The organism is Acinetobacter sp. DMC2, assembly GCF_056314305.1.
In genome coordinates this window covers 120,832-134,661 of the sequence record NZ_JBQUYP010000002.1, presented here as the reverse complement: position 1 = coordinate 134,661, position 13,830 = coordinate 120,832, and the positions used below count along the sequence as shown (strand labels likewise).

Below are 13,830 nucleotides of genomic sequence, written 5' to 3'. Positions count from 1 at the left end.
TTTATATATCATTACCAATTTGGTTAAAAAAGATACGGAATTGACCAAATTGGCTCTTTGCTAAATGCAAAGAGATTGCTAAATTTCTGAGGTCTTGGAACCATAGCGATGATGCAATAAAAATCATTGTGGGGAGTGTGAAATGTCAGATATCAATGATTATGAAGATGCAGAAGATTCTGCTGTAGATGAAGATGAAGCGAAAGCAGCCGAAAGCGGAGCAGCTGATGAAGAAGCAGGCAGTATGAGTGATACTGACCTTGCCGAGGCAGAAACGCTGACTGTAACTGCTAAACAGAAACAGCGCCAAGCGTTGGAAGATGAAGTTGCCGCATTTTTAGCTCGAGGTGGTAGAATTACCGAAGTTCCTCCTGATGAACATAGCGACCATTAATCTTAAAAAAGCATCACATGAGTGGTGCTTTTTTATTTGTATGAACTTATCAAAATAGGTTTAAGGCGAGCTTTGCAGTTCTTTTAAAATTCCACACTCATCCACTGTTCGATTGGTAGAACAGTGCTGTTTTAAATCAATTAAAGATTCTTTTAAAAGTAATAATCGTTCAATTTTTTCTGATACTTCATTTAAGTATTTATCTACTAAATTATCAATTTTCGTACATGCCTGTTTAGGCTCAGCTTTCATTTCTTTTAACGTTTTAATATCACTGAGTGAAATATCTAATTCGCGGCAATGCTTAATAAACAATAGGTCATTGAGAGTCTGCTCGGTATAAACACGATAATTATTTTCTGAACGTTGGATACGATCAAGTACACCTACTTTTTCGTAATAACGGATCGTATCAATTGGAACATCCGCTTTTTTTGATAATTGACCAATAGAAAGACTCATAAGGCTTGACTCTGGAGCTACTCAAGGGTTTTTAATTACTATAAAAGAGTTCTTGAGGAAATAAAATGGCTGGATGTGGTTGTGCTTCAACATGTTCTCCTTCTAAGAAAGTGAGTCCACGTTTTAGAAAAGCGTTATGGATCGCACTCGTGATCAATGCGTTGATGTTTGTAGTAGAAATATTGGGTGGTTATAAGGCTCAATCTGTTTCGCTATGGGCCGATGCATTAGATTTTGCCGGAGATGCAGCAAATTATGCATTATCTTTAGTTGTGCTTTCGATGAGTTTATATTGGCGCGCAACAGCTGCATTACTTAAAGGAATAACGATGGCCGCTTTCGGTATTTTTGTTATTGCAAAAGTGGTCTGGTCATATTTTTATGGCATTTCACCCGAACCAATGGTGATGGGGGCAATTGGTGTGATGGCTTTAATTGCTAACGTTTCAGTCGCGCTTATGCTCTATGCGTACCGTGATGGAGATGCCAATATGCGTTCTGTCTGGTTGTGCAGCAGAAATGATTCTATTGCCAATATTGCTGTGATTTTAGCGGCCGTTGGCGTATTTGGAACAGGGAGCGTATTTCCAGATTTATTTGTTGCCTTTGTAATTGCGTACTTGGGTGTGTCTTCTGGTTATGCTGTCATAAAACAGTCTCAGCAAGAAAGAAAACAGTCAAAGCTGGTGTTGGGTTCTCAAGCATAATTTTGATTGCATAAAAAGTACCATTCAGACATGGTACTTTTTACTGTTTGAATGCATTAGATGAGAAGCGATATTGCAATACTCCACATAACGCAACCAATAATGAAATCTAAGATTTTCCATGCTTTAGGATTGATAAATAATGGTTTTAATAACCTTGCGCCATAACCTAAACTGAAAAAGAAAATCCAAGAGGCAACAATGCTGCCCAAAGCAAAACTAATTTTGTCTTCTAGTTGAGTTGCAACTGAACCAATCAGAACAATGGTATCCAAATAGACATGTGGGTTAAGCCAAGTAAAGGCGAGACAGGTCACTAGTGCTTGAGTTAAAGTCTGTTTCTGGCTGCTATCAAGCTCCATACTCTGGGTGGTTTTTAAGGCAGCATAGAATGCTTTCGCACCGTAAACCAATAAGAACGTTGCCCCTAAATATTTTGCGACCGTAATTAAGATGGGTGATGCTGTCATAATTTCGGCAAAACCTAATACACCAAACGCGATTAGAATTGAGTCGGAAAGTGCACAGATTAAACATAGCCAAAATACATATTGCTGTTTAAGCCCCTGTTTTAGAACAAAAGCATTTTGTGCTCCAATTGCTACAATAAGCCCGCTACCAATACCGAAACCTTTAAAAAATATACTAAGAGAGAACATAACAATAAGGTGAAAAAATCAGATGTGGGAATTATCTGACTTTTTCTTAAGAAATAAGTAAAATTAAGAATATTTAGGTTTGGCTAAAAAAAATTTAGGTTTGATATGTTAGATAGCAAACAGTGTGAAGCCTTTCTTGCAGTCGCAGAAGTGGGAAGTTTTGATGCAGCAGGTGAGTATTTATATATTACGCCGTCGGCAGTGTCTTTACGCGTGCAAGCTTTAGAAAAGTATTTAGGCCAAATTTTAATTATCCGTGGGCGCCCATGTGTACTTACGCAAGCGGGGCAAACGTTATTGCAACATTTACGTCATACAAGGTTAATGGAGCAAAACTTATTACAAGGTTTGATGGGCAAATCATCTGAATCGGAATTCTATAAAATTGCTCTAGCGTCCAATGCAGATTCGCTAGCAACTTGGCTTTTACCGAGCATTCAGCAAATCCTTTTTAAAGAAAAAATAGTCTTAGAACTAAAAATTGATGATCAATCGCATACGCATACTTTATTGGAAACAGGGCAAGTCAACGCATGTATCTCGGCAGAAGAACAGGTCATGTCAGGCTGTTTAGCTCAACCACTCGGGAAAATGCGTTATAAAATGTTGGCTTCTGCTGAATTTACAGCTGACTGGTTTAAACATGGTGTAAACCGAGAAACTTTAAGAAATGCACCCGCTGTAATTTTTAACCATAAAGATCTTATGCATTCAGAAGTATTACTGAAATATTATGGTTTGCCTTTGCAGAGCTATCCTTATAGTTTTATTCCTGCGACAGATGCGTTTGTGAAAGCAATCCAATTAGGTTTGGGATATGGCATGGTACCCGAGCTTCAGGTTCAATCTTTGCTAAGCAATGGAACTTTAGTGGATGTTATACCTGAGGCTGAGCTCGACATTCCGTTATATTGGCACCACTGGAAAAGGCAGTCTAAACAGCTAGATGCACTGACAGAGACTATTGTTGAGTCAGCAAAACATATATTGAGATAGCGATTAAGTATTTTAAAAAGCCAGAAAGTTTGTTCTGATTTTGAAGTAATTTTGTCTATAAGATTAATTATGCAAAATTAACAGAAGGTGATGACAAATAGTCTGTGTCATCACCATACCTAATTAAAAATTAAGATTGTGTTAACTCGAGCGCACGTTGGTAAGCGACTTTTTTCTTAATTCCTGTTAAATCGGCAGCAAGTTGAGATGCCGCTTTAACAGACAAATCTTGAAGTAAACGTTTTAAAAGTTCATCTAGTTTTTCTTGTTCTAGATCTGTTTTTGCAGCTGCACCACCCACAACCACTACAATTTCACCTTTTTCTTGGTTGTGGTCATTTTCAATGAAGCTGACCAAATCTTTTAAGGTCATTTTTTTGATGGTTTCAAAGGTTTTGGTAATTTCACGTGCAAACCCTACAGGACGGTCTTCACCAAATACCTGAGCCATATCTTTAACCGACTCTAAAATACGATGGGGTGCTTCATAGAAAATTAAGGTCTGGGTTTCATTCTTAAGTTTTTCTAATTGAGAAATACGTTGCGAAGCTCTAGATGGTAAAAATCCTTCAAAGCTAAAACGGTCACTTGGCAAACCTACCGCACTTAAGGCAGCAATAGCAGCACATGCACCAGGCACAGGAACAACTTTAATGCCATGCTCTTGAGCAGCACGGACTAATTTAAAGCCAGGATCACTGATGAGCGGTGTACCTGCGTCACTAATTAAAGCAATACTATCGCCCGCAAGTAATTTTTGAACTAATTGCTCAATTTTATTGCTCTCATTGTGATCATGACATGCAGTAAGTTGAGTCGATATATTATAGTGCTTAAATAATTGTGCTGATTGGCGAGTATCTTCGGCAGCAACAATAGAAACTGATTTTAAAATATCAATTGCACGGAAAGTCATGTCATCTAAGTGCCCGATTGGGGTGGCTACAACAAATAACTGAGCACTCATTTGGTTTTACTCCGTACAGATAAACAATTTTAATCGGGTAGTTTACCCGAAATTATGATTTGGGCGTGAACAATGTCTGTTAGCTTAAGCTTTTCAAAAATGATCTGATTTTCATTTGTTCAATTCAGATCTGATAGAGCAGATAATTTTAAGAAAATAATTTACGCATAAAAACATCTAGAGATGCTTTTCATTGGGGAAAATAAAAATGTTATTGGCGCAACAGTTGGGGAAATGGGCAGAGCAAACTGCTTTAAGCCTTTTACAAGCACAAAACTATGTATGGGTCACAAGTAATTACCATTCACGCCGTGGCGAAGTGGATTTAATCGTCAAAAGAGGGCAAGAGTTAGTTTTTGTTGAAGTAAAAGCACGCACTATAGGAAACTATGGACAAGCTTGTGAAATGGTAACGTGGACAAAACAGAAGAAAATTATCAAAACTGCGATGCGTTTTTTACAGCGCTATCCATCTTATCAGGATTTTTATTGTCGTTTTGATGTGATTTGTTTTGATTTTCCACAGAAAATTGCAAAAACAGTACAGCAAGACTTTTCAAAATTCCATTATGATCTGCAATGGATCGAAAATGCATTTACTTTGGATTAAGAGTTCATTACTCTTTTGAGCAAATTTAAGTCTGATGCTTTATGATCAAGCCAAGAAATTGATAGGAGTCTGGTGGAGTGTTAAACCGTATTGCTGTAACAATGCTTTGTGTCGCAAGTTTATCAGGTTGCGCAAGTTTTATTTCTGGTGGAACAGGCACAGCTCCAGTGGGCACAGATAGCGGTGTCCGCAGTCTAGGCCAAGTATTCATTGACTCTTCAATTAAACGTACAGCAAATATCAACATTTATAAACTTGATCAACGTTTCAAGCAGTCACGTATTAATATTGAAAGCTTCCACAGTACAGTTTTATTAACTGGCCAAGTGCCAGACCCGTACTTGAAACAATTGGCAGAAGACAACCTTAAAGCCATGAGTGATGTGAAAGCTGTACATAACTATATTACGGTGGGTAACAAAGTTAGCTATAACACCATCATGCAAGATGCCGGTGTAACAGCAAATACACGTGCTCTTTTAATGAAGGCACCTGTGGTTTCTGATAGTAAGGTACTTGTACATACCGAAGACGGTGTACTTTATGTAATGGGCCGTTTAAATACAGCTGAAATTAACGATTTAAATAGCGTCTTACAAAACGTTGGTAATGTTACCAAAATTGTTACTTTAATTGATAATGTCGATTTGGCGCCTGCTCCAGCAGCAAGTACTGGTAGCGCAACGACTACACCAATTATTAATAACGTCATTGCTCAACCAACAGTTCAAACACCTGTTGCAATTGATCCTGACCAAACAGATCCTGCTTCGACTGCACAGTAATATATGAATCTGATTGAACAAGTACAAAGCAAAATTGAACAGGCGCGAACTTTCTATAAAGATTTCCGCCTGTATGATTTGGGGAGTTTTGCTTTAAACCGTTTTACGCCAAAAGATGGTTTTGAACAGGTTCCAAATGTTCGTTATGGGCTAAAGCCTCGCCACCGTTTGGATGTTTACCGATCTGTTAAAAAGCTTTCCCACCAGCCTCTTATCGTCTTTGTGCATGGTGGGGCGTGGCAACATGGTAATAAACGAGATTATCTCTTTATTGGTGAGACCTTTGCCAAAGAAGGCTATGACGTTGCTGTTATTAACTATCAGTTAGCACCTAAGAATATTTTTCCAAGTTTTGTTGATGACCTGACTCAGGCATTGAATTATTTGCATCAAAACCAAGACAAGCTAGAAATCTCTACAGAAAATATTGTACTTATGGGGCATTCTGCAGGTGCATTTAATGTCATGTCCGCTGTTTATCATCCTGATTCAACTAAAATTGAGTGTCTAGGGAAAATTAAGGCAATAATTGGTTTAGCTGGACCTTATCATTTTGACTATAAGGGTGACCCACTGGCCGAAGATGCTTTTGATCAAGCTATCTCTTATAAAGAAGTTATGCCATATTATTTCGTCAATCAAAATAATATTAAACATTACCTTTTGATGGCTGAAAATGATCAGATTGTGAAAAAGCACAATACTTTAGATATGGATTCAGCACTTAGAGAAAAGGGAAATCACAGCCATATTGCCGTGATTCCTAAAACTGGGCATATTACAATTTTGGCCAGCCTTTCTAGTTTTATTAGTCATTATTTCAGAACGAAAAGAACGATCTTACATTTTCTTGAAGAAGTGTTTTAAACGAGAGTCTCGTTTAAAACACGGCAGATTACCCTGCTTGGGTAATTTGCATAATCATTGAATGAGCAATACTTCCCTTAAATGGAATCTCAGGTAATTGATCAATTTTGAAGAATTGTGCATCTGCAATTTCTTCTTCTTGAAGCTTAATTTCACCCGACTCATATTCTGCCCGAAAAGCTACCATAAGGTTACTTGGGAAAGGCCAAGGCTGACTTGACATATATTGAACATTTTTGAGTCTTAGGCCTACCTCTTCAAAAGCTTCGCGTTGTACCGCTTCTTCAAGCGTTTCACCGACCTCAACAAAACCTGCAATCAAACCATACATGTTGGTTTTGTTGTGGACTGACTTCGCTAGCAAGATTTCATCATCGCCTCGAGTAATGACAGTAATAATGCACGGGTTTACACGAGGGTATTGGTGATAACGACAAGAAGGGCACACCATTGCATATTCACTTGGATGAACTTCTGTCGGGTGTCCGCAGTGGCTACAAAACTTATGATTGCGTCGCCATTCAAGTAACTGTACAGCTCGGCTTGCTTGTAAGAACTGTTCTTTCGACCAACTTGTAATGAGTTGACGAATGGGAACCAGTTGTAAGCCTTCGGGGATAGTTTCCTCAGCAAGCAAATCACGTGCAATGACTTGCTCATCATGAGTGAAAAGTAAATCACTTGCTAACTTTTCGACTTTGGGTAGTTGAAGGTTTTGGTCAACCAGTAATTGTTGATGATGAAAAATATAAGCAAGTGATAATTCAGACATTAAGCTGCCTTTTCTTGAAGTTGTTGACTACTCGACAATGCTACATTAAACATGGATTGTAGAACAGGTTGTTTATTTTTTAAATTGTCAACCAACATGTCAAGGCCCGCTAATACGTTAAAAATACAGTGAATTTGATCTGTATTAAACGGCTGGTTTTGTTCAAGTTGTTGTTGAACAAATTGAGCAGTTTGAAGTAAAGCATTTTGTTGAATGGTACTTCCTAGAAACTCGGCCGCACCTGCTAGCTCTTTTAGTGAACCTGCAATTGCTTCAATATTCTGTGTTGAATCATTTGCATATAACGTAAGACTCTGACAAATAAAATCAATTAAATTTTTTGTCTCGGTGAGTAAGGCTTGATGTGCTTCATCAAGGCGATCTAAAGAAATATTCGTATTATTCACGTTAAGTTGTAAGCGACTAGACGTATATTGGCGGACCAAAATACCAATTGAGTTCATGGCAGATAAAATACTGTCCATAAGCTGCTGTGCGTAGTTTTCATTACTTAATAGATTGAGCTGACTTAAACTGTTAGCTTGTTGAGAAAGCTCAACTGAGGCTTCATCAAGGTTAAGTAGTTTGAATGTATAAGCGAGCTGTAAAAGACTCGTTTGCAATTGTTGTGCTTTTTCAGTCGACATATTTTGATAGTTATATTCAATGTCATTACGCACTTTGTTCATCTCGCTCAAAATTAATTGGCTAACTGCGTGCATGGTATCGAAGTCAGGACCAAAAAGATGACGGCTTAAAACCAGTAGTTGCGTGTCTGTCGGTGTTTCATCGCCTATATGAAGTTGGTTGCGAATATGGTGAGCAACTTCATCTTCTTGAGCAATGACAATACTTAAAATATCTGCAAGTGCAGGCAAATCAGGCTGGAAAGTTTCTGGCGTTGCTAAGAATTGACCAATATAACTTTCAATATTAATGAGTACACGTAACCGTGAATCATTTAAAAGTAGGTTATCAATATGGTCGAAAGCATAATTTACGAGTTGCCAGTATTGTTGGCTTGGCTGGTGTTTTGCCATGCTGACCAAATAGGTACTAATAAGTTTAAAAGCTTGATAATGATGAGTAGCTTCTGTTTTATTTAAAAAATGATGTAGAGATAGCTTATAGAGTTGATGGATAAACTGAGTTTTTTCATTAATGAATACTTCTGGAAGTGGAAGTTCAAGTGAAGCATTTGCAAGTAAAGGAGCAATCGCTTGTCCAGAAGATGTTAGTGGTTTATTTAAAGCTAATTCTAAATTATTTAAGGTATTAAGAAGAAACTGAGGGACTTGTAATTCACGCAAGCAGATAAACTCAATATATCGTTTTACCATGGTCGTGCCTTCACTCAGCGCAACGACATCAACGGTATTAATTTGCGTTGGTTTCGCAATAATTTTTTGCATCAGCTCAGTTGAATATTGAGTGATTTTTGCAAGATAGGGGATATCAATTAAACGTAGGACTTGAGTGCATTGCTTAAATTGTTCTAATGCATCATCAATACCAAAAGGGAGCGTTTGTTCTTCAATTAAAGTGCTTACTGCACCTTCAACCAGTTTTATTGAGCGATCAATTTCATGTTTGATGATGAGTAAAGCTGTTGGATCGAAATGAATCGAAGTATGCTCAGACATAAACGTTCCCCTTTGAAAAAAAATCAATTGTTATATTCGTAGTGCTCGGTAATTTGAGCTAAAAATCTATGTGACTAATATAACTTAACTTACAAAGGGGAAAAGCTAAAAACGCTAAAGAATCAAAAATTTATTTTGCAAAAAGGCAAGGTTCTCCATGTTTTTTCTCAAATTCTTTGACCCAAGTCTCATGTGTATTTAACTCTTCTTCAGAAGGGTAAATAACTGGTAGGTCAATTTGAATCCTAGTTTTATTTGTTGTGTTCTGGCTATTTTCACTTTGGGATAAGGCATCTATATCAAAAGAAACCTGTCCACCCGTCATTGCTAGGTAAACGTCTGAAAGAATTTCAGCATCGAGTAATGCGCCGTGGAAAGTTCGGTCACGTGCCGGAATTTCATAACGTCTTACAAGGGCATCAAGCGAGTTTTTTTGTCCTGGATGTTTGCTTTTTGCTAAAGCTAATGTATCTGTTACTTCACATACTTCAGAAAGTGCGGGAAGGCCAGCACGTCTAAACTCCATATCAAGGAAGTTCATATCGAAGGTTGCGTTATGGGCAATAATCTCTGCGCCTTTTAGATAATCAAAAAGCGTATCGGCAATTTCTGCATACAGCGGTTTATCTTTTAAGAAATTATCACTGATACCATGGATATTTTCTGAGTCGCCCACTGGTTTTTGCGGGTTAATATAAATATGAATTGAGCTACCGGTGAGTTTCCGGTTAATCATTTCAATAGCGCCCACTTCAATAATTCGGTCGCCATCTTGGAAATAAAAACCAGTGGTTTCCGTATCGAGAATCAGTTGTCGAGGCCCTTGTAATTGTAATTTGGCTTCGGTCAAAACAATTTGAGGATGAATATTATTAACGGGTTGCTTACTTTCTGGCTCGGCAGCTTCAACTTCAATAACTTCTTCATCCACAATAATCATCTCAACTTCTTCGGACTGTTCAAGATCAATATTATCTTCTTCGGCTACTTCTGTCATATCAAACCCAAAAGGATCATCAAGCAACCAATCCTCTTCAGGCTTTTTTATATCTTGCAGGGCAGTCACTTGAACTGTTTTTTTTTGCAGTGCAGTTTGATCGGCTCCGATATTTGCAAGCTCATCGGCCATTTCGTTGCCTGCATGTCCAGCATGGCCTTTAATCCAGTTCCACTCAATATTTCTACCTGCACATACAGCATCTAATTTTTGCCAAAGGTCAGGATTTTTTACATCTTTCCAGTTTTTCTTTTTCCAGCCATGAATCCATTCAGTAATGCCTTGCTTCACATAATTTGAATCTGTCCAGATAATTAAGTGAGCATCGGGTGGGCAAAATGAAACGCCTTCAATCGCAGCAGTAAGCTCCATGCGGTTATTGGTTGTCTCAGGTTCACCGCCAAATAATTTATGCTCACCCTGCTCGGTAATGACATATGCGCCCCAACCACCTAAACCCGGATTGCCACGACATGCACCATCAACATACAGTGTGATTGTTTGAGACATAAATCGAAACCTAAACTAAAAGAAAAAGAACTGAATATGGTGTATTGTATACGCAAAAAGTTCGGTTCCATCGTTACAAAGCAAGGTTTTTTTAATTTCTTGTAACATTTCCATGCAAATGACATCAAATTATTGCCTTGTCTATCTTGCACGCTTTACTACAATGGCATCGAAGACCTAGGGTTTGTGGGCAGACCCCAAAAAATATTACGCGAGTTGTTTGGAAGTTTTTATGTATAAACCAACCACATTTGTGTGGCAGCCATCTGCGGCATCATTGTTCAAAATTACCGTACTTAGCTCTGCTTTAGCTGCGTTGGGTATTACAACAGGCTGTTCATCGACTCCGCAATCTGCAAAAACCTCAAAATCGAAACAGGTCAGTGGTGCAGGTTATTTAGATGCGAGTAGTCTTGACTCTTTGGAAGACTTACTTTCAGCAACCGATATGCGCGCTGTAGAAGGCGATCGTCTGCTTATTTTGAAGCATGGTGATGTCTGGAAGCGTATGTCTGTTGGTTTCAAAATGGATTTGAATCATTGGGATTCACGTATTGAAGCTCAGCGTAGCTGGTTTATTTCTCGTCAGCCTTACCTTGATCGCTTGAGTGCTCGTGCCAGTCGTTATTTGTACCATACTGTGAAAGAAGCTGAACGCCGTGGCTTACCGACAGAACTTGCATTATTACCAGTAATTGAAAGTTCTTATGACCCAGCTGCAACAAGTAGTGCAGCAGCAGCGGGGCTATGGCAGTTTATTCCAAGTACTGGTCGTATTTATGGCTTAAAGCAAACTGGTATGTATGATGGGCGCCGAGATGTGGTTGAATCGACTCGCGCAGCTTATGAGTTTTTAGGAAGTCTCTATAACCAATTTGGTTCTTGGGAACTTGCGTTAGCTGCATATAACGCTGGCCCTGGACGTATTCAGCAGGCGATTAACCGCAACCAAGCTGCTGGTTTGCCAACTGATTATTGGTCATTAAAATTACCTCAAGAAACAATGAACTATGTTCCACGTTTCTTAGCTGTTGCTCAAATTATTAAAAATCCAAAGGCTTATGGTGTAGAACTACCGCCTATTGCAAATAGACCCCATTTCCGTGAAGTGACTTTATCAGCACCTTTAACGTTAAATGAAATTGCTTCTACAGCAGGGTTAAGCCGTGCAGAACTTTATGCATTGAACCCGGGATATCGTGGTGAAGCAGTAGACCCTGCGAGTCCAATGCGTATTTTGATTCCTGCAGATTTAAGTCCTTCAATTGATAATAAATTAAAAGGGAAAAAAACGGGTGGTAGCTCAGGTTGGTGGGCAAATGCAACTTCACCGTCTACACCGACAACGGTTAGTCCTTCTACTACAGTGACAACAAGAACAACACCAACAACACAAGTTCAGCCAGTTAAACCTTCTTCACCAGTGAAGAATACTTCAACGATTTCAAAATCTACACCACGTGGTTCAGATGCGTTAGCTGCCTTTGCAGCATCAGCGGATGTACCAAGTGCGCCGCGTATTCCTGTAGCTGTGACCAATGCAGCTAACATTACGAAGCCTGTTAAGATGGAGCCACCGATTTCGGCTTCTGAACGTGAAAAGATTTTAGCGGCAGTTCGAGCTGAAGGTGAGAAAGAAACAGTTCAGCAAGCTTTAGAGCCACAACCAACTCAAGCTGAAAAAGATCAAGTCGTTGCTGAATTAAAAGCAATTGCGCCTAAAGGAACTGAAATTGTCGATCCGTATGATGGCAAAATTAGGTTAACCGCAATTCAGACGAGCCAGTCAGTTGCAGAGCAACAAGGTAAAGAGGTCAGTAGAGGTTTTGCTTATCCAAAAACTTTAGCTGAAGACGTAACCGTAGCTAACTCTGAAGACGGACAGCGCAATAAAGGCAAGCCTTACATTAAAACTGATACAGATGTAGTGGTTGTACAGCCTAAAGGTAAGCGTAGTACTTATACGGTTTTACCGGGTGATACGTTGGCCGTTATTGCAATGAAAAACGGCGTAAACTGGCGCGATGTTGCTAAATGGAACCAGATTGACCCTGAAAAGACGTTATATGTTGGTTCAACGCTTTACCTATATGATGCTAAACCACAAGAAACTCAAACAACATCTAAAAGTACAGCTAAACCAGATGTATATGTGGTTGAAGCTAACGACAGTTTAAGCGGTGTTGCTAATCAGTTTAATTTGTCAGTAAGACAGTTAGCTGAATATAACGATTTATCAGTGACAGATGGTCTGTTTGTTGGACAGAAACTACAGTTAAAAGAGCCAAAGAATAGTCGCTCAAGTGCTAAAGCCGAGCCTAAAGCAGTTCAGTCAAATGCAACGAAACTTATAGCAACAAAAAGTTATACTGTGAAGCGCGGTGAATACCTTAAGTTGATTGCAGATCGTTATGCGCTCTCTAATCAAGAACTTGCTGAATTAACGCCAGGTTTATCTGCGGGCAGTAACTTGATGGCTGGCCAAAAAATTAATGTGCCTACACAAGATATTTCTGTAGATGAAGTTGCTGAAACTAAGGCTTCTAGTAAATCTGAGAAAGCATCAGCAAATGTTTCTTATAAAACAGAAGGCTATAAAGTACAACGTGGTGATACTTTATCGAGTATTGCAACTAAATCAAAAATTAGTCTAGCTGAGCTAGCCGAGTTAAATAACTTAAAAGCAAATAGCCATGTGCAACTTGGTCAAACTTTAAAAGTACCGGCAGGCTTAAGTGTTCCAGAACAATACGTTGTACAGTCTGGTGATAGCTTAAATGCGATTGCGAGTAAATATAATTTGCAAACAAGTTATTTGGCTGATCTAAACGGTTTGTCTCGTACTGCCGGTTTGCGTGCTGGTCAACGCTTAAAACTAACAGGTACGGTTGAAGAAGCGCCAACTAAATCTTCTAAAAATACCAAAGAAGAAACGCCAGAAACTTATACAGTCAAATCTGGTGATAGCTTAGGTAATATTGCTAACCGTTATCACTTACAGTTGGACTACCTTGCTTCATTAAATGGTCTTTCACGTACCAGTAGCGTTCGTGTAGGGCAGCGTTTAAAGCTAACAGGTGATGTACCTACAGTAGAAACAGCTAAAGTAGATACCAAGTCTTCAACTAAAACAGTTGCAGCTGGTAAAAACACTGAAAAATATACTGTGAAATCTGGTGAGTCTTTAAATAGTATTGCGAGCCGTGCAGGCATTTCAGTGCGCGAACTTGCTGAAATGAATGCATTAAAAGCGAGTGCTAGTTTACAGCGCGGTCAAAATATTGTGATTCCAAAAACTGTTGTGGAATACAAAGTGAAGCGTGGTGATACATTAATTGGCCTTGCTAGCAAATATGGTTTAGAAACCAATTTCTTGGCTGAGCTGAATAATTTAACGCCTTCTACTCAGCTTCGCATTGGTGATGTTATTAAAGTGCCTAATTTATAAAATAATTAGTAAC

General features: G+C 38.8%; 13 protein-coding genes. 7 read left to right on the top strand and 6 right to left on the bottom strand.

All coding sequences use genetic code 11. The features are described 5' to 3' along the window. Positions 1 to 142: 142 nt before the first annotated feature. Positions 143 to 394, top strand: coding sequence for a hypothetical protein (locus ACT53H_RS04880; RefSeq protein ID WP_004793919.1), 252 nt, complete (start codon positions 143 to 145; stop codon positions 392 to 394). Between the two features lie 60 nt (positions 395 to 454). Here the strand turns inward: ACT53H_RS04880 and ACT53H_RS04875 are convergent, their stop codons facing one another. Continuing rightward, entirely contained in the window at positions 455 to 856 is a 402-nt protein-coding gene (locus tag ACT53H_RS04875; protein WP_004793916.1) for a MerR family transcriptional regulator, read from the bottom strand. A gap of 65 nt (positions 857 to 921) precedes the next feature. On the opposite strand from ACT53H_RS04875, the gene ACT53H_RS04870 reads away from it, so the two are divergent. After that, entirely contained in the window at positions 922 to 1,563 is a 642-nt protein-coding gene (locus ACT53H_RS04870) for a cation efflux transmembrane domain-containing protein (protein WP_476008753.1), read from the top strand. Between the two features lie 56 nt (positions 1,564 to 1,619). Here ACT53H_RS04870 and ACT53H_RS04865 read toward each other — a convergent pair whose 3' ends face one another. Then, positions 1,620 to 2,222, bottom strand: a complete 603-nt coding sequence (locus tag ACT53H_RS04865; protein ID WP_004793913.1) for a LysE/ArgO family amino acid transporter — start codon at positions 2,220 to 2,222, stop codon at positions 1,620 to 1,622. 105 nt (positions 2,223 to 2,327) lie between these two features. On the opposite strand from ACT53H_RS04865, the gene ACT53H_RS04860 reads away from it, so the two are divergent. After that, a complete protein-coding gene (locus tag ACT53H_RS04860; protein ID WP_476008752.1) occupies positions 2,328 to 3,218 on the top strand; it encodes a LysR family transcriptional regulator ArgP in 891 nt (296 codons plus the stop codon). Positions 3,219 to 3,348: 130 nt separating this feature from the next. On the opposite strand, the gene rsmI is transcribed toward ACT53H_RS04860, so the two are convergent. Then, on the bottom strand, positions 3,349 to 4,185 hold the full coding sequence (gene rsmI, locus ACT53H_RS04855) for a 16S rRNA (cytidine(1402)-2'-O)-methyltransferase (RefSeq protein WP_476008751.1): 837 nt from the start codon (positions 4,183 to 4,185) through the stop codon (positions 3,349 to 3,351). Positions 4,186 to 4,393: 208 nt separating this feature from the next. Between rsmI and ACT53H_RS04850 the strand changes: the two genes are divergently transcribed. The 3 genes from ACT53H_RS04850 (at position 4,394) to ACT53H_RS04840 (ending at position 6,447) form a co-directional block, all read left to right on the top strand. Continuing rightward, complete coding sequence (locus ACT53H_RS04850; protein WP_174727896.1) at positions 4,394 to 4,795, top strand: YraN family protein; 402 nt, start codon at positions 4,394 to 4,396, stop codon at positions 4,793 to 4,795. A gap of 77 nt (positions 4,796 to 4,872) precedes the next feature. Then, a complete protein-coding gene (locus ACT53H_RS04845; RefSeq protein WP_004793906.1) occupies positions 4,873 to 5,580 on the top strand; it encodes a BON domain-containing protein in 708 nt (235 codons plus the stop codon). A 3-nt stretch (positions 5,581 to 5,583) separates the two neighbouring features. After that, positions 5,584 to 6,447 (top strand): alpha/beta hydrolase, encoded by an 864-nt coding sequence (locus ACT53H_RS04840; RefSeq protein ID WP_004793905.1) that lies wholly within the window; start codon positions 5,584 to 5,586, stop codon positions 6,445 to 6,447. 28 nt (positions 6,448 to 6,475) lie between these two features. On the opposite strand, the gene nudC is transcribed toward ACT53H_RS04840, so the two are convergent. The 3 genes from nudC to dnaQ all read right to left on the bottom strand — a co-directional run bounded on the left by nudC (position 6,476) and on the right by dnaQ (position 10,369). Continuing rightward, positions 6,476 to 7,219: an NAD(+) diphosphatase gene (gene nudC, locus ACT53H_RS04835; RefSeq protein ID WP_174727890.1), complete on the bottom strand. Its 744-nt coding sequence runs from the start codon at positions 7,217 to 7,219 to the stop codon at positions 6,476 to 6,478. Continuing rightward, positions 7,219 to 8,862 carry a chemotaxis protein gene (locus ACT53H_RS04830; protein ID WP_476008750.1) on the bottom strand — a complete coding sequence of 548 codons (1,644 nt, stop codon included), beginning with the start codon at positions 8,860 to 8,862 and terminating at the stop codon, positions 7,219 to 7,221. The genes nudC and ACT53H_RS04830 overlap by 1 nt, the downstream gene beginning before the upstream one ends. A gap of 130 nt (positions 8,863 to 8,992) precedes the next feature. After that, the gene (gene dnaQ / locus ACT53H_RS04825) at positions 8,993 to 10,369 is read right to left on the bottom strand and encodes a DNA polymerase III subunit epsilon (RefSeq protein ID WP_151963493.1); all 1,377 of its coding nucleotides are present in this window, start codon (positions 10,367 to 10,369) and stop codon (positions 8,993 to 8,995) included. A gap of 232 nt (positions 10,370 to 10,601) precedes the next feature. Between dnaQ and ACT53H_RS04820 the strand changes: the two genes are divergently transcribed. Next, positions 10,602 to 13,817 carry a LysM peptidoglycan-binding domain-containing protein gene (locus ACT53H_RS04820; protein ID WP_476008749.1) on the top strand — a complete coding sequence of 1,072 codons (3,216 nt, stop codon included), beginning with the start codon at positions 10,602 to 10,604 and terminating at the stop codon, positions 13,815 to 13,817. Positions 13,818 to 13,830 lie beyond the last annotated feature (13 nt).